The 15,110-nt window shown below is 72.0% G+C and carries 17 protein-coding genes; 3 read left to right on the top strand and 14 right to left on the bottom strand.

What is annotated here, in order from left to right; genetic code table 11:
- Positions 1 to 112: 112 nt before the first annotated feature.
- Positions 113 to 1,123, top strand: coding sequence for a LacI family DNA-binding transcriptional regulator (locus OVA28_RS05660; protein ID WP_268096110.1), 1,011 nt, complete (start codon positions 113 to 115; stop codon positions 1,121 to 1,123).
- A 301-nt stretch (positions 1,124 to 1,424) separates the two neighbouring features.
- On the opposite strand, the gene OVA28_RS05655 is transcribed toward OVA28_RS05660, so the two are convergent.
- The 8 genes from OVA28_RS05655 to OVA28_RS05620 all read right to left on the bottom strand — a co-directional run bounded on the left by OVA28_RS05655 (position 1,425) and on the right by OVA28_RS05620 (position 7,831).
- A complete protein-coding gene (locus OVA28_RS05655) occupies positions 1,425 to 3,110 on the bottom strand; it encodes an MDR family MFS transporter (protein ID WP_194659847.1) in 1,686 nt (561 codons plus the stop codon).
- Positions 3,107 to 3,751: a TetR/AcrR family transcriptional regulator gene (locus OVA28_RS05650; protein WP_194659846.1), complete on the bottom strand. Its 645-nt coding sequence runs from the start codon at positions 3,749 to 3,751 to the stop codon at positions 3,107 to 3,109. Before OVA28_RS05650 ends, OVA28_RS05655 begins: the two co-directional genes overlap by 4 nt.
- 69 nt (positions 3,752 to 3,820) lie before the next feature.
- Entirely contained in the window at positions 3,821 to 4,303 is a 483-nt protein-coding gene (locus OVA28_RS05645) for a GNAT family N-acetyltransferase (protein ID WP_268096109.1), read from the bottom strand.
- A gap of 72 nt (positions 4,304 to 4,375) precedes the next feature.
- Positions 4,376 to 5,053, bottom strand: coding sequence for an HAD family hydrolase (locus OVA28_RS05640; RefSeq protein WP_268096108.1), 678 nt, complete (start codon positions 5,051 to 5,053; stop codon positions 4,376 to 4,378).
- Between the two features lie 110 nt (positions 5,054 to 5,163).
- A complete protein-coding gene (locus OVA28_RS05635; RefSeq protein WP_194659844.1) occupies positions 5,164 to 5,736 on the bottom strand; it encodes a DUF3618 domain-containing protein in 573 nt (190 codons plus the stop codon).
- A complete protein-coding gene (locus OVA28_RS05630; RefSeq protein WP_268096107.1) occupies positions 5,733 to 6,176 on the bottom strand; it encodes a phage holin family protein in 444 nt (147 codons plus the stop codon). The genes OVA28_RS05635 and OVA28_RS05630 overlap by 4 nt, the downstream gene beginning before the upstream one ends.
- The gene (locus tag OVA28_RS05625) at positions 6,173 to 7,096 is read right to left on the bottom strand and encodes a hypothetical protein (protein WP_268096106.1); all 924 of its coding nucleotides are present in this window, start codon (positions 7,094 to 7,096) and stop codon (positions 6,173 to 6,175) included. Before OVA28_RS05625 ends, OVA28_RS05630 begins: the two co-directional genes overlap by 4 nt.
- Positions 7,097 to 7,222: 126 nt before the next feature.
- Positions 7,223 to 7,831, bottom strand: coding sequence for a helix-turn-helix domain-containing protein (locus OVA28_RS05620; protein ID WP_268096104.1), 609 nt, complete (start codon positions 7,829 to 7,831; stop codon positions 7,223 to 7,225).
- Between the two features lie 66 nt (positions 7,832 to 7,897).
- On the opposite strand from OVA28_RS05620, the gene OVA28_RS05615 reads away from it, so the two are divergent.
- On the top strand, positions 7,898 to 8,872 hold the full coding sequence (locus tag OVA28_RS05615; RefSeq protein ID WP_268096103.1) for an NAD(P)/FAD-dependent oxidoreductase: 975 nt from the start codon (positions 7,898 to 7,900) through the stop codon (positions 8,870 to 8,872).
- 5 nt (positions 8,873 to 8,877) lie between these two features.
- On the opposite strand, the gene OVA28_RS05610 is transcribed toward OVA28_RS05615, so the two are convergent.
- The 4 genes from OVA28_RS05610 to OVA28_RS05595 form a co-directional block, all read right to left on the bottom strand.
- Positions 8,878 to 9,555, bottom strand: coding sequence for a pentapeptide repeat-containing protein (locus tag OVA28_RS05610; RefSeq protein ID WP_268096102.1), 678 nt, complete (start codon positions 9,553 to 9,555; stop codon positions 8,878 to 8,880).
- A gap of 69 nt (positions 9,556 to 9,624) precedes the next feature.
- On the bottom strand, positions 9,625 to 10,653 hold the full coding sequence (locus OVA28_RS05605) for an NAD-dependent epimerase/dehydratase family protein (protein WP_268096101.1): 1,029 nt from the start codon (positions 10,651 to 10,653) through the stop codon (positions 9,625 to 9,627).
- Entirely contained in the window at positions 10,650 to 11,843 is a 1,194-nt protein-coding gene (locus tag OVA28_RS05600) for a zinc-dependent alcohol dehydrogenase (RefSeq protein WP_268096100.1), read from the bottom strand. Before OVA28_RS05600 ends, OVA28_RS05605 begins: the two co-directional genes overlap by 4 nt.
- Before the next feature lie 211 nt (positions 11,844 to 12,054).
- The gene (locus OVA28_RS05595; protein ID WP_268096099.1) at positions 12,055 to 12,969 is read right to left on the bottom strand and encodes an aminoglycoside phosphotransferase family protein; all 915 of its coding nucleotides are present in this window, start codon (positions 12,967 to 12,969) and stop codon (positions 12,055 to 12,057) included.
- A gap of 45 nt (positions 12,970 to 13,014) precedes the next feature.
- Between OVA28_RS05595 and OVA28_RS05590 the strand changes: the two genes are divergently transcribed.
- A complete protein-coding gene (locus tag OVA28_RS05590; protein WP_268096098.1) occupies positions 13,015 to 13,380 on the top strand; it encodes a nuclear transport factor 2 family protein in 366 nt (121 codons plus the stop codon).
- Between the two features lie 38 nt (positions 13,381 to 13,418).
- Here OVA28_RS05590 and OVA28_RS05585 read toward each other — a convergent pair whose 3' ends face one another.
- Together OVA28_RS05585 and OVA28_RS05575 are read right to left on the bottom strand one after the other, a co-directional pair.
- Complete coding sequence (locus OVA28_RS05585; RefSeq protein ID WP_268096097.1) at positions 13,419 to 14,057, bottom strand: DNA alkylation repair protein; 639 nt, start codon at positions 14,055 to 14,057, stop codon at positions 13,419 to 13,421.
- 336 nt (positions 14,058 to 14,393) lie between these two features.
- Complete coding sequence (locus OVA28_RS05575) at positions 14,394 to 15,071, bottom strand: NYN domain-containing protein (protein WP_268096096.1); 678 nt, start codon at positions 15,069 to 15,071, stop codon at positions 14,394 to 14,396.
- Positions 15,072 to 15,110 lie beyond the last annotated feature (39 nt).

The following is a 15,110-nucleotide window of genomic DNA, read 5'->3' as shown; positions in this document are numbered from 1 at the left end:
GCCATGCACGCCGCGTCAAGCGCTTGACATCACACAGCATCAAGCGCTTGACGTCAAGTCGAGCGGTGTCCCGGCACCCGAGTGCAGTGCCCCGCTCGGTAGCATCGACGCCGTGCCCCCGTCCCCGCGAAGTCGCTCCGCCGTGTCCGGACGCGTGACCGCGGCGATGGTCGCAGAACGAGCCGGGACGAGCATCGCGACGGTCTCCCTCGTGGTGAACGGCAAGGACCGCGGCCGTGTCTCCGTGCCGATTGCGACCCGGGTCCGCGATGCCGTCGACGAGCTCGGGTACGTCGTCGACCACGCCGCCAGCTCCCTCGCGCGGGGCAGCGGCGACCTCGTGGTCCTCATCGCGCCCGACCTGTCGAACCCGTTCTTCGCCGAGGTCATCCGCGGCGTCCGGGACACCGTCGGTGACCGGTTCCAGCTCGTGCTGTCGGTCACCGAGCGCGGCGAACAGCCCGTCGACGCGGACGTCCGCCGGTTCGAACGACTCCGACCCGCGGGGATCCTGGTGGACGCACCGGCCGCCGGCGAGTCGATGTCCGCCGGCGTCCCCGTGGTGCTGCTCGACGCTCCGGGAGGCCCCGGCGCCGTCAACTACGACCTGTCCTCCGGCGTCGATGCCCTCGTCGCGCACCTCGCCGCCGCCGGACACCATCGTGTCGGGTACCTCGACGGGACCTCGCGCGCGACGACCTTCGCCGTGCGCCGATCCCTGTTCGACGAGGCCTGCGCGGCGGCGGGCATCACCGTGTCGTCCGTCGTGGCCCAGGCCGACCTGACGATCGACGCCGCCGCGACCGCCGCGGGTGCAGTCGTCGACACCTGGCTCGCCGAGGGCGTCACGGCCGTCGTCGGTGCGGCCGACACCCTGGCGTACGGGGTGCTCCGGGTGGCCGCCGAGCGGGGCGTCGCCGTGCCGGGGACCCTGGCGGTCGCCGGGTTCGACGACCTGCCGTCGTCGTCCGTCACCGCACCGGCCCTGACGAGCGTCGCACTCCCGGGCGCCGAACTCGGTCGGGCAGCGGCGCTCCGGCTCCTCGCGATGCTCGACGGGACCGAGGCGCCCGACCCCGCCCTCCCCACGCGGCTGGTCCCCCGCGCGAGCACCGGCGCCTGACGGCCCCGCGCCTGCGTTCCCCGTGCGGCGCGGTTCCGGGCGACAACATCGCTGTCGTACGACATCGACGATGTCGCGCACCCGCAGAGTCAGGCCACGCCCCGACGTCGTACGACAACATCGCTGTCGTACGACGTCGACACTGTCGTTCCGAGTCGGGCGGATGGGAGCGCGGGGAGCGGGGAGGCACGGGCGGTGGGGAGCGGGGAGGCACGGGCGCTGGAGCGCGCGCCCGCACCGACGACGGACGGGAGGCCCGGTGCCAGCTGGCACCGGGCCTCCCGTCCGAGCGTGCTCGCGACTACTCGTCGCGCCGCGACTCCGCGGCCTCGGCGGGCGCAGCGCCAACGCCCGCGCCAGCACGGCGGGACCGCTCGAGCTCGTCGGCCTCGGTCCCGCCGACGGCCTCGCCGCGGGCGACCATGCCGGCCACGTCCGCCAGCTGCATCTGCGGGATGAACAGCGCGAGCACGAACGCCACGGCGATGAACGGCAGCAGGTACCAGAACACCGGCGACAGGGAGTCGGCGTACGCGTTGACGATGCCGTCCTGCACGGCCTGGGGCAGCTTCGCGAGCTGCGTCGGGTCGATGCTCGCGCTGGCGGAGGCCGCCTGCGACGCACTGCCACCGGCGCCACGGAAGACGTCGGTCAGCGAGTCGGTCAGGCGCGAGGTGAAGAGCGCGCCGAACACGGCCACGCCGAGGGAGGCCCCGACCTCGCGGAAGTAGTTGTTCGTCGAGGTGGCGGTGCCGACCTGCTCCGGCGGGACGGCGTTCTGCGCCACGAGGACCACGACCTGCATGATGAGGCCGAGCCCGGCGCCGAACACGAACAGGTACACGCAGATCAGCCAGATCGGGGTGCTCGCGGCGAGGGTCGTCATGCCGAGCATCGCGATGCCGACGACGATCGTGCCGATGACCGGGAACGCGCGGTACCGCCCGGTCTTGGTGATGAGCGTGCCGGACACGATGGACGTGCCGATCAGCCCGACCATCATCGGCAGCATCAGCAGACCGGAGACGGCGGCCGAGGTGCCGGACGCCATCTGCAGGAAGGTCGGGACGAAGCCGATCGCGGCGAACATGCCGAGGCCGAGCACGAAGCCGATCGCCGTCGCGGTGACGAAGGTGCGGTTGCGGAAGAACGAGAGCGGGATGATCGGGTCCTGCGCCCGCGACTCGACGTACACGAAGAGCGCTGCGGCGACGAGGAAACCAGCGCCCCAGGCCCAGGTCTCCGGCGCATCCCAGCCGTGCTGGCGGTTGCCGCCGAACTCGGTGAAGAAGACCAGGCAGGCCGTGGTGGCCGAGAGCAGCGCGACCCCGAGGACGTCGATCCGCTTCGTGGCCTTCTTGCTCGGCAGCGTCAGGGCGAACCACGCGACGGCGAACGCCGCGATGCCGACCGGGATGTTGATCCAGAACGCCCAGTGCCAGGTCATGTGGTCGACGAAGAACCCGCCGAGCAGCGGACCGCCGACGGCCGACAGCCCGAAGATCGCGCCGAGCGGGCCGAGGTACTTGCCGCGCTGCGAGGCGGGGACGATGTCCGCGATGATCGCCTGCGACAGGATCATCAGACCGCCACCGCCGAGGCCCTGCAGTGCGCGGAACACCACGAACTGCCAGAAGTCGGTCGACATCGCGCACCCGAGGGACGCCAGCGTGAACAGCGCGATCGCCACGAGGAACAGGTTGCGCCGGCCGATGAGGTCACCGAACTTGCCGTAGATCGGCATCACGATGGTCGAGGCGAGCAGGTACCCGGTCGTGATCCAGGCCTGGTGCGCCACCCCACCGAGGTCGCCCACGATCGTCGGCATCGCGGTGGACACGATGGTCTGGTCGAGGCTCGAGAGCAGCATGCCCGCGATGAGCGCGGAGAAGATGATCCAGATGCGCCGCTGCGTCAGCAGGAGTGGCCCGTCGCCGCCCCCGGTGCCGGGACGGGTGCGCTTCGTGCGCGAGGCGGTGGTGCTCATGGGGTGTTCTCCTGGTCGACGGACGCGGACACGGTCGGTCCGGTGGTGATGGCCGCTCGCATGAGGCGGAGGTTGGTGGTGAGCAGCGCGTCGAAGGTCGGCCCGGTGGCCTCGTCGAAGTCGTCGTCGAAGTAGTGCTCGGCGGTCACGCGGAGCAGCCCTGCCGCTGCCTCGGTGACGAGCCGGGCGCGGGGGTCGTCCGACACGGTCCAGCCGAAGCGCTCCCGCACGGCGGCGGTCACCTTCGCGAGCTGGACGTCCGTGGCCGACAGGAACCGTGCGACCAGGGCCGGCTCGCGGTCGAAGACCTTGCGCACCAGGACCTCGTCGGCGCGGTTCAGCCCGACGATCCGCAGCTGCTCGATCGCCAGCGCGACGATCGAGGCGAGCGGGTCGAGCGAGACCGGCACGAGCTGGCCCGCGGCGTAGGCCGTCAGCGTCTCCACGTCGGCGTTCAGCTCGATGCCGAGGACGACGTCCTCCTTCGACGCGAAGTGGTTGAAGAACGTCCGGCGGGAGACCCCGACGGACTCGCACAGCTGCTCGATCGTGAACCCCGTGAGTCCGTGCTCGACGGTCGCACGACGGGCTTCGGCGACCATGCGTCGACGAAGCACCCGGGTGCGCTCAGCGGTGTTCACCGCACAAGAATTGCACTCCGCACGCCAGAGTGCAATTCACGCCCGGCAACGTCCCAGGGAACCGAAGCCCTAGAGCGCCTTGTCGAAGCAGAACGACCACGGCATCGTCGCGAGGTACGGCTCGTAGACGGGGATCGCGCGCCACCCGGTCTTCTCGTACAGCGCCACGGCGTCGGGCTGCCGGTCGCCGGTCTGCAGGATCAACCGCTCGGCCCCCTGCTCGCGGCCGATCTGCTCGCACTCGTCGAGCAGCTTCGTCGCCGCACCCTTGCCACGCGCCGACGACAGCACGATGAGGCGCTTCAGTTCGACCTCGTCACGCAGTCGACGGATCGCGATGTGCCCGACGGCCTCACCGGACTCGTCGACGGCGAGCACCGAGCTGATCACCGACGACGGGTCCACCGACAGGGCACGGTCACGCTCGGCCGTGACGGCGGGGTCCTCGTCCGCGTTCGCCGAGCCGTACCGCTCGTGCATCTCCTCGTCCATGCGGGCACGGAGGACGACGGCGCGGGGGTCGTCCCAGAGGACGCGTTCGATCGTGATCACGATCGACCATCCTTCCACGCGGGTACGACACCGAGCGACGCCGGTCGACACCAAGGAACGACGCCACCCGACTCAGCGGCCGAGTGTGCCGATCGGCCCGTCCTCGAGGTCGGCGAGCACCGCGGCCGCGTCGTCGTACACGGCGGCGGCCCCGGCGTTCCGCAGTTCGTCGCCCCCGACGCCACCCGTCATCACCGCGATGCAGGACACCCCCACCTTCGCCGAGGTCTCGACGTCCCACATCGCGTCGCCGATCATGATCGCGTTCGACGGGTCGACGCCGGCACGGTCGAGGGCGACCTGCACGATGTCCGGCGCGGGCTTGGCCTCCTCGACGTCCTCGCCGCTCGTCACGACGCTGATCCACTGCTCGGCGTCGAGCAGTTCGCGCAGCCGGACGAGTTCGTTCTCCGGGGCGCTCGTCGCGAGCACGATCGCGTGTCCGCGGGCCGCGACGGCCTCGAGGAGCTCGCGTGCACCCGGCAGCAGGCGCAGGCGCGGCATGTGCTCGGCGAAGTAGGCGGCCTGGTACTGCTTGGCGGTGTCGCGGTCCTCGTCCGACATGTCCGGCACGAGCTCCTCGAGCAGGCGCGAGGCGTCCATCCCGATCAGCCGGTGGATCCGCCAGGCGTCGACCGACTGCCCGGTCGCCCGGAAGGCACGCCACCACGCGTCCACGTGGGCGTAGTTGGAGTCGACGAGGGTGCCGTCGATGTCGAACAGGACTGCGGTCGAGGGAGCGTCGGTCATCCGTCCAGCGAACTCCCGAGAGCATCACCGCCGACCCAGCGAGCGGGACGACCGACGGGAGGCACGGTGCCAGCTGGCACCGTGCCTCCCGTCCGTCGTGTGGCTGGGTCTCAGGCCCCGCGCACGTCCTGTGCGGACGACTGCGCGTTGTCCTTGACGTCGGACGCGGCGCCCTGCGCCTCGTCCTTCACCGTCTGGGCTGCGTCCTGCGCGGTGCCCTTCAGGTCCTGCGCATGCTCCTTGGCGGAGTCGCCGAGCTGCGAGCCGACGTCCTTCGCCGTCTCCTTGACCTGGTCGACGAGGGGCGCTGCGCGGTCCTTGAGCTCACCGGCCAGCTCCTCCTCCTTCGACGAGGTCGGGATGAGCGAGGACGCGAGCCACCCGGCACCGAAGGCGATGAGCCCCACGGCGAGCGGGTTGCCCTTGGCCTTCTCGACACCGCGCTGGGCGGCGTCCTTGGCCTGGTCGGTCGCACCGGAGGCGGAGCCCGAGGCGCTGGAGCGAGCCGAGTCGGCTGCGCCCATGACGGAGTCGCGGACGCCCTGGAAGCGGCTCTTGACCTTCTCGGTCTGACGGTGTGCGATCGATGACGGGCTCACCTTGTCGGCGAGGGCGTCCACGTCGGACCCGAGGGTCCCCCGTGTCTGCTCGATCTCTGCGCGGATCTCGTCTGGCGTGCTCATGCGTTCCTCCCGGAGTTGGGCTTCAGTGCGTCGGGGATCTCCTTGGCCGTCTCCACGGTCTGGGGAGCGCCCTTGATCTGCTTCATCTGCTTGCGTCCCTGCAGCGCGAGGATGCCGGCGACGATCGCGTAGACGACCGCGATCACGACTGCCGACCACGCGTTGCCGATGAGGTAGCCGAGACCCCACCAGGCGGCGATCGACAGGAACAACAGGGCGAACAGTGCGGTCAGGCCGGCTCCGCCGAACATGCCGGCGCCCTTTCCCGCCTTCTTCGCGGACTCGGTGAGCTCGGCCTTCGCCAGCGCCACCTCCTGCCGGAACAGGCTGGAGATGTCGCGCGAGACGTCGGTGAGGAGTTCACCGAGCGGAGTGGTCGCGGCGCGTTCCTCGGGGGTCGGTTCGCCGATCCCGGGGGCACCGGGGGCGGAATGGCTCATACGCCGGTCCCCGTCCCGGTGGTGCCGGTGGTGCCGGTGGTGCCGGGCGTGTGGGTCGTGCCGGTGCCCGTGGCGTCGGCTTCCTTCTCGTGCTTGACCTCGGTGGTGATCGCCTTGGTCAGACGGCCCGCGAGGATGCCCGCGCCGGCGGCCATGGCGATGAACGCACCGGGACGCTTGGCGGCGAAGGACTTGACCTCGTCGAGGAGGGAGCCCGGGTCGCGGTTCTCGAGGAACCCGGCAGCCGAGGACGCGCGGCCCGACAGGTCGCGGACGACGCGCGAGGCGACACCCTGCTCCTCGTCGTTGTCCGCCATGCGGCCGAGCTGCTCGCCGAGGCTCTTCAGCCCGCTGGCGGCACGCTGCTGCTGCTCGCCGGCCTGCTGCTTGAGGTTCTCGGACGCCTGCCCGTAGAGCTGCTTGGCGTGGTCGGTCGCCTCGGAGGCGACGTTGGCGGCCTGCTCCTTGGCGGTGCCGGCGACGTTCGCGGCCTTCTCCTTGGCGTCACCAGCGACGTCCTGTGCTGCACCCTTGGCCGCGTCGGCCTTGGCCTTGGCGTCAGAGCCGGAGCCGCCGGAGGACGAGCCACCGGAGGAGGGGCCGCCGGAGATGCCGGCGGTGCTGCCCGAGTCGGGCAGGAGGTCGTGGTCCGCGATCGAGCCGGTCGCCGAGCCGGGGGCACCGGCACCGCTGAGGCCGGCGGCCGACGGGGTCGCAGGGAGCTGCTCGCTCGCGGGGACCGCCGAGGAGGTCGAGTCGTCGCCGAGGCCGAGGAGGTCGGCATCGCGCCCGTCCTCGAGCGGGGTGGTGTCCGCCCAGGCGGGCACGGTCACACCGGGGTGGATCTCGTGCCCGTCGGCAGCAGCCGTGCGGTCGTGGATCGGGGTCCCGGAGTCGTTCCCGGGTGGGTTCGTGGTCATGATGAGCCTTCCGGTCGTCCGCCGCGGGCACTGCACCAGCGGCGTGCGTCACAAGGTGGTCGCCGCGTGCTGCTCACGGTCACAGGAAGGTCTCGGAACCGCGTCCAGCGGATGAGCCGGGCGTGCTCAGGACGCCGGACGGGACCGCACGTGGGCCCGTTCGCCCTGCGGTCCGTACAGGCAGAGCACCTCGGTCACCTCGTCCGTCACGTTGCCGATCCAGTGCGGCGTGTGGGTGTCGAACTCGGCGACCTCGCCGGGTCCGAGGTCGAGGTCGTGCTCGCCGAGCAGCAGCCGCAGACGCCCGGACAGGACGTAGAGCCACTCGTAGCCCTCGTGTGTCCTGAGCGAGGGCTCCCCGCCGGGCGAGTTCGGCGGGAACAGCTGCTTGAACGAGCGGACGCCGCCGGTCCGTCGGGTGAGCGGCACCACCACCCGGTCGCCGTGCCGCTCGGGCTTCAGGTGCACCCGCGGGTCCCCGGTCCGCGGCGCCCCCACGAGGTCGTCGAGCGGCACCTGGTACGCCTGCGCGAGCGGCAGCAGGAGCTCCAGCGTCGGCTTCCGCTGCCCGGACTCGAGCCGTGAGAGCGTGCTCACCGAGATGCCCGTCCGCTCCGCGAGCTCCGCCAACGTCACGTCCTGTCGCTGCCGGAGCGTGCGCAGGCGCGGGCCGACCCCGTCGACCACCTGTGCCGTCGTCCGCGATGCCTGCCGAGCCTCCTGGTCGTGTCCCATGACCCCATGTTGCCAGAGCAGCAACGAGGCTTGCCAGTCGTGCGACCAACGTCGCACCATGTGCGCATGTCCAACACCCACGACGTCATCGTCATCGGCGGCGGAGCCGCCGGCCTCGCCGCAGCACTCATCCTGGGCCGGTCGCGCCGGTCCGTCCTGGTCGTCGACGCCGGCGAACCCCGCAACGCCCGTGCCGAGGGCGTGCACAACTACCTCGGGCAGGAGGGCACCTCGCCCACCGACCTGCTCCGCACCGGCCGCGAGGAGGTCGCCCGGTACGGCGTCACCGTCATGGCCGGGAGGCTCGTGGCCGCGACCGCCGGCCCTGTGACGGACGGCGACCCGGTCGGCTTCACCGTCACCCTCGACTCCGGCGAACAGGCGTCTGCCCGACGCATGGTCGTCGCCTCCGGCGCCGTGGACGTCCTGCCGGACGTGCCCGGCCTCGCGGAGCAGTGGGGCCGCGGGGTGGTGCACTGCCCCTTCTGCCACGGGTGGGAGATCCGCGACCGGCGGATCGGCGTCCTGGTCGGGACCCCGTTCGGCGCGCACCACGCGCTGATGTTCCGCGCGCTGAGCGACGACGTGACCGCGTTCGTCGTCGATCCCGCGTTCGCCGACGACACCGCCCGAGCCGGTTTCGCAGCCCGAGGGATCAGGATCGTGGACGCCCGTGTGACCCGGGTCCTCACGTCCGACGGTCGTCTGTCGGGCGCCGAGCTCGACGACGGCTCCGTGGTGGAGCTCGATGCCCTGGCGACGGCGAGCACGGCCGAGGCCCGGGTCGAGGGGCTCGAGGGCCTCGGGCTCGTCGCGGTCGACCAGTTCATGGGTGACCACCGCATCGCCAGCGCCGTTCCGGTCGGACCGACGGGGGCGACCGACGTCCCCGGGGTGTGGGCCGCCGGCAACGTGGCGTCGCCGATGGTCACCGTCATCGCGTCCGCCGCTGCCGGGACGATGGCGGGTGCCGCCGTGCACGGGGACCTCGTGCAGGCGGACCTGGCGGCGGCGCTGGCGTCGGTCGACACCGCGCGGTGAACAGCTCAGGCCACGCGGTAGCCCGCCTGCGCGGCCAGCAGCGGCGCCAGCGTGTACAGCTGGTCCGCCCCGATCGTCGCACCGCGGAAGCCCTCGAGCCGCTCGACCCGGTCGAGGTCGGCGCCACGCAGGTCCACGTGCTCGATGCGGGTGTTCGACCCCTCGGCGGCGCGGATCCTGGTGCCCTCGAAGGACACGCGCAGCAGTCGGGCGTCGGCGATGTCGAGCTCGTCGATGACGCAGTCACGGAACACCACGTCGGTCACCGTGGCTCCGCGGAGGTTCACGAACCCGAGCTTCATGCCGACGAACTCGACGCCGTTCAGCCCCGAGTCGTAGAGCTCGGCGGAGCCGATCCGGCCGCCGGCGATGCGGACCTCCCTCCACGAGCTGCTCGATGCCCGGAGCACCGGGGTGTCGACGGTCTCGAGCATGCTGTCGTGCACCCGCAGCCCGCGCAGGTCGGCGTCGTCGGCTCGCAGGACGCCGATGACGCACTCCTCGATCTCCAGGTCGGGCAGCCGTTCGCCGGCCAGGTCGAGCGACGCGATCCGACGCCCGTCGATGCGGTCGCCGGTGAGCACGTCGCCCGGTCCTGCGACCCAGTCGGTGAGGTCGGACGGGACGGTCAGCGTGATGCGCGGGGCGTCGGTGCCGGAGGACTTCGCGGAGGATCGGGCCATGTGACCAGTCTGCCGGTCGCCGCCGACGATGCCCGCGGCCGCAGGCGCTGATCCTCGGCCGCCACGGCGCTACCCGCTGAGGGGCGCCGATCCCGGGACGTTCGTCTCGGTCGCGAACCCGGCCACCAGGTCACGGAGCGCGTCCGTGGCGGTGTGGCGGGCCTCCCACCCGAGTTCCGTGCGCGCACGCTCGGTCGACATGACCGGCACCGACGCGGCGATGTCGATCCACCCGGCATCCGTCGGCTGGAGCCGCAGGCGCCAGGTCAAGGTGACGATGCCGCGGAGCAGGCCGAGCGGGATGCGGACGGCACCGCGCATCCGCAGGACCCGCGCGATGCGGGGCGGCGTGAGCACCGGCTCGGCGGCGATGTTGAACGCACCGCCCGCTCGACGGTCGATCGTGCGCCAGTAGGCGTCGGCGACGTCGTCCGCGTGCACGGCCTGGAACACGAACGGGTACGGCAGGGGCAGCACGGCCCACTGGATCCACCGGACGGCCCGCATCGGGACCAGGTGGCCGAGGAACAGGCCGCGGATCTCGGCGGCGGCCGCCCGCTGGAAGATCAGTCCGGGGCGCAGCCGGGTGAGGACCACCTCGGGGTGCGCGAGGGCGAAGGCGTCCATCGCCCGCTCGTTCTCCGCCTTGTGGATGGCGTACGTGGCGGTGGGGATGCCGTCGGTCGGGAAGGTCTCGTCGACGCGGTGGCGCTTGCCCTCGACGTCGACACCGCGGTACGCACCGACCGAGGACGCCACGACGACCTGCGGCACCTCGGCGCGGACGACGGCCTCGAGCACGTTCGCCGTGCCCACGACGTTCGTCCGGTGCTGCGCGGGGATGTCGTGCGTGGGCTGCACCGCCCACGCCAGGTTGACGACGGCGTCAGCGCCCCGGAACACGGCGACCAGCTGGTCGACCGCGTCCGGGGCCCCGACGTCCACGGCGTGCCAGACGGCGTCGCCGTACGGTGCGGTGTGCACGTCGGGCAGGCGTCGGGCGACCCCGACGACCTGGACGTCCGACTCCGCCGACAGGCGACGGAGCACGGCTGTCCCGACGTTGCCCGTCGCACCGACGACGACGACGCGGGTCACGCCGCGGCCATGGCGGGGTCGAGGACGACCTTCACGCAGTTGTCCTGCTTCTTCTGGAAGACCTCGTACATGTGCGGGGCGTCCTCGAGCGACACGCGGTGCGACGTCAGGTCGAGCGTGCCGAGCGGGTCCGACGGGTCGGAGACGAGCGGCATGATGTCGTCGATCCAGCGCTTCACGTTGCACTGGCCCTCGCGGATGGTGATCTGCTTGTCGAACAGCGTCATCATCGGCATCGGGTCCGCCATGCCGCCGTAGACGCCGCTCAGCGAGACGGTGCCGCCGCGGCGGACCAGGTCGATCGCGGTGTGCACGGCGTCGAGCCGGTCGACACCGGCGGTCTCGATGGCCTTCTGCGCGAGCTTGTCGGGCAGCAGGCCGGCGGCGCGCTGGGCGAACCCGGCGACGGGGTTGCCGTGCGCCTCCATGCCGACGCTGTCGACGACGGCGTCGGGGCCGCGGCCGTCGGTCAGGTCGACGAGCTCGGAGACCAGGTCCTTCGACATGTCGAAGGTCTCGATGCCGTACTTCGCCGCGAGGTCACGACGGACCTGCTCCGGCTCGACGGCGAGCACGCGGTAGCCGAGGTGCTTGCCGATGCGGGCGGCGAACTGCCCGACCGGGCCGAGGCCGAGCACCGCGAGCGTGCCGCCCTCGGGCACGTCGGCGTACTGCACGGCCTGCCAGGCAGTCGGCAGGATGTCGCTCATGAAGAGCCAGCGGTCGTCGGGGGTGCCGTCGTCCGGGATCACGATGGGGCCGTAGTCGGCGTGCGGCACGCGGAGGTACTCGGCCTGGCCACCGGGGACCTGGCCGTACATCTTCGTGTAGCCGAACAGGGCCGCGCCGCTGCCGTACTCCGTGACCTGGGTGGTCTCGCACTGGGACTGCAGTCCGCGCTGGCACATGTAGCAGTGCCCGCAGGAGATGTTGAAGGGGACGACGACGCGGTCGCCGACCTTGAGGTTCGTGACGGCGGAGCCGACCTCCTCGACGATGCCCATCGGCTCGTGGCCCAGGACGTCGCCCTTGTCGATGTACGGGCCGAGCACGCGGTACAGGTGCAGGTCGGAGCCGCAGATCGCCGTGGAGGTGATCCGCACGATCGCGTCGGTCGGCTCCTGGATGGTCGGGTCGGGAACGGTCTCGACGGACACCTTCTCGGTGCCCTGCCAGGTCAGTGCGCGCATGAGCGCTCCTCTCGTCGCGGGGGTCGAGCCGAGTGGGAGGCACGGCTGACGTCCCCCTCCTGGGTACGCGCCCGTCCCGTGGTGCCCTCCCAGCCCCGTTCCGGACTGCCGGCTCGCGGGCGGCGCCGCCACCCCTCCCTCGCAGGCTCGGTCGGCGCGGCCCGCGTACCGCTGGCGCATCACTGCTGTGCGGGCCGCGCCAGTCCGGGAGTCAGACGACCGGGTCGGCGAGCGTGGCGGCCAGCACCGCCTGCCACGTCGCGGTGTCCCCCGGGCCGGCGCTGCCGGCCAGCATGACCAGTGCCTTCCAGAGCGACCACCCGCGGCCGCGCGCCCACGTGTCGGTGTCGAGTCGGACGGCGTCGCGGAACACCCGGCGGCCCGTGTGGTCGAGGAACGTCCAGGCGAGCACCAGGTCGCAGGCGGGGTCACCGACGCCGCACGTGCCGAAGTCGATGAGTGCGGACAGCCGGCCGCCGCCGTCGACCAGCAGGTTCGTCGCCGCGACGTCGCCGTGGAACCAGACGCCGGGTCCCTGCCAGGTCGAGGCGCACGCCGCTTCCCAGACCTGGCGGCACGCCCGCTGGTCGACCGCGTCGCCGAGGGCCGTGAGGGCGCGCTCGACCTCGTCCGCGTACACGGACGGGTGCGCTCCACGGTCGAAGGAGTGCGGACCCGGCGCCGGACCGTCTCCGGGCGGCACCGCGCGGAGCTGTCGGAGCGCCTGCCCGACGTCCGCCGCGAGCGCGGACCGGTCGACGTCCACCTGCGCGGCGACGGTCCCCGCGAGCCACCGCCGGACGGACCACGGGAACGGGTAGCCGCCGCCAGGACCACCGACCGCGACCGGTTCGGGCACCGCGACGTCGAGCAGCGGCGCGAGGTACGGCAGCACCCGCTGCTCCTTCTCCACCGCCGGCACGTACGCGGCGGCGCTCGGCAGGCGGACGCTCAGCTCGTCGCCGAGCCGGTACGTGCGGTTGTCCCAGCCCTGCACGTCGACCTCGTGGACGGGCAGACCCGACCAGGCGGGGAACTGCTCCGCGACGAGGCGCTCGACGAGGGCGGCGTCGATCGTCGGTCGGTCTGGCACGTCGGGCACGTCGGGCACGTCGGTGTGCTGCATGCCCTCATCCTCCTCGTGGACACCGCCTGCGCCTAGGCTCCGAGCATGTCGACCACCGCTGAGCTCCTCACCGCGAACCTGCACGACGTCTTCGGCAACCGGGACGTCGCTGCCCGCCGGGCCGCCATCGAGCGCACCTACGCGCCCGACGTCGCCTTCATCGACCCCGAGGGGTCCGTCACGGGGTGGGACGCCCTCGAGGCCAAGGCCGCCGGGCTCCTCGACCCGACGCCCGGCGCGTTCCAGTTCGCGGAGGAGGGACGCCGCTACGTCTCGGCCACGCACGGTGCGCTGTCGTGGGGGTTCGGTCCCGTCGGCGACCCGGTGGCGCGCGGCGTCGACGTGATCGAGGTCCGTGACGGCCGCATCGTGACGCTGACGACGATCCTCGCCGAGGGCCAGTCCTCGTAGGTCGGGGAGCACCCCGCCCGGCGGTCCGACTCGACGGCTCAGCTCGCGCGGCCCTCGCGCAGCCGGTCGCGGGTGGGCGGCGGCAGGTGCTCGGTCGCCGTCTCCAGGGCGCCCCGGGTCAGGGAACGTCCCTGCTGCTCGAGGAACGCCACGAGCGCCGGCTCTGACGCGCGCTTCCCCACTTCGCGGAGCACCCAGCCGAGGGCGCTCTGCACGGTCTCGCCACGTTCCCGGACGACCCGTCCCGCGATCGCGAGCGGCACCTCGGCGTCGCCCTGCTTGACGAACGCCAGGGTCGCCACGACCGCGATCCGCCGGACCCAGGCAACGTCGGACTTCACGAGCGCGAACAGCGGCCCGGTCGACCCGCCGACCAACGGCGCGCCCACGAGCTCCTCGGCGGCGATGTCGACCAGGTCCGCGCGGTCGAGCCGTTCCGCCCGCGCCGCCGCCAGGTACTCGTCCGTCAGCTCCGGGTCCGGCCGCACCCGCATCGCCTGCACGAGCAGCACGACCGCGAGCAGCCGCCCGCCCGGGTCCTCGCTCCAGAGCAGCGCCGAGCGTTCGCCCTCGTCGAGGTCGGAGAACCGCCGGGCGACGCGTCGGGCTGCGGCGACGTCCCCCTCGGTCCGCGCGAAGGCGACCAGGACGTCCTCGGCAGTGGCACGGGAGGTCATCGCGTCGAGCTTACGGTCGTCGCCGGTGCGCCGGCTTCACCTCAGGCGACGTAGCGGGCGACCGCGCCGCGGACCGCCTCCGCGTGCTCGTCGATGCCGTCCAGTGACTCGATCGCGTGCTTGGTCTCGACCTTGTCGTCGTCGAACAGCCCGAGGTACTTCTGCTTCTTGCCGTTGAACCACAGGCGCGCGGTGGTGATCGGACCCCTTCTTCGCGAAGAAGGGGTCCTGTACGTCTAACGGGGCCCATAAGGCCTTGATCGGCAACTGACATGTCAGTTGACCGGTCCCGCTCGATGCGCTACCGTCGAACCACCCCCCGGGGTGCCCTGGTGGCTAACCGGCGCGAAGCCCCTCTCCTCGGAGAGGGGCTTCTGTACGTCTCCACTTCGCCGGACATGAGAACCCGCCGGCGCCGTCAGCCAGACGCCGCGGGAACTGGCTGGCGACGACCACACCAGGTCGGATGTGACGGACGTGCTCCGGTCGGAGGTCGAGCAGGCTCCGAGCCGCCGGAGCGCTCGTCGGGACGATGAGCCCGATCTCCGCACCAGCCCGCTCCCGGACGAGCCGCAGCGCGTCCACGAAGTCCGAGTCGTTCGACAGCAGGAAGTACACGTCGGCGATGCCGTCCATCGCATCGCAGACCATGTGCGCCGCCAGGCTCACGTCCGTCCCCTTCTCCTCGATCTTGCGCACGCGGACACGTCGAGGCTCGCCCGCCTCGTCGAACTCGAGCGGCGACACGGCCATCCAGCGCTTGTCCGCGCGGAACGTGCCGAAGTGCAACGACACCGTCTGGAGGGTGCCGAGTGCCCGGAGGTAGGCCTCCTGGTTCTGCGGGGCTCGCGGGTCCTTCCCCTCGACGTGGCGCACCCGCGCCGTGAAGTACCGGATCTGCCGCACGTCGAACGTCGGGAGCAGTCGTCGGCAGAGCTGTTCGAGGTCGAGCCACTTGCGGTCGTCATGGCCCTGCAACGCCCGACGGAACAGGTTGAACCCGTCGACGTACACGACCGCGTTCGGACGCGGCCGTGATGGCGGGAGGCAGGG

The organism is Curtobacterium sp. SL109 (genome assembly GCF_026672405.1).
Classification (GTDB): Bacteria; Actinomycetota; Actinomycetes; order Actinomycetales; family Microbacteriaceae; genus Curtobacterium.
Note: the sequence above shows the minus strand (reverse complement) of the source record. Positions and strands in the feature narration are given on the sequence as shown.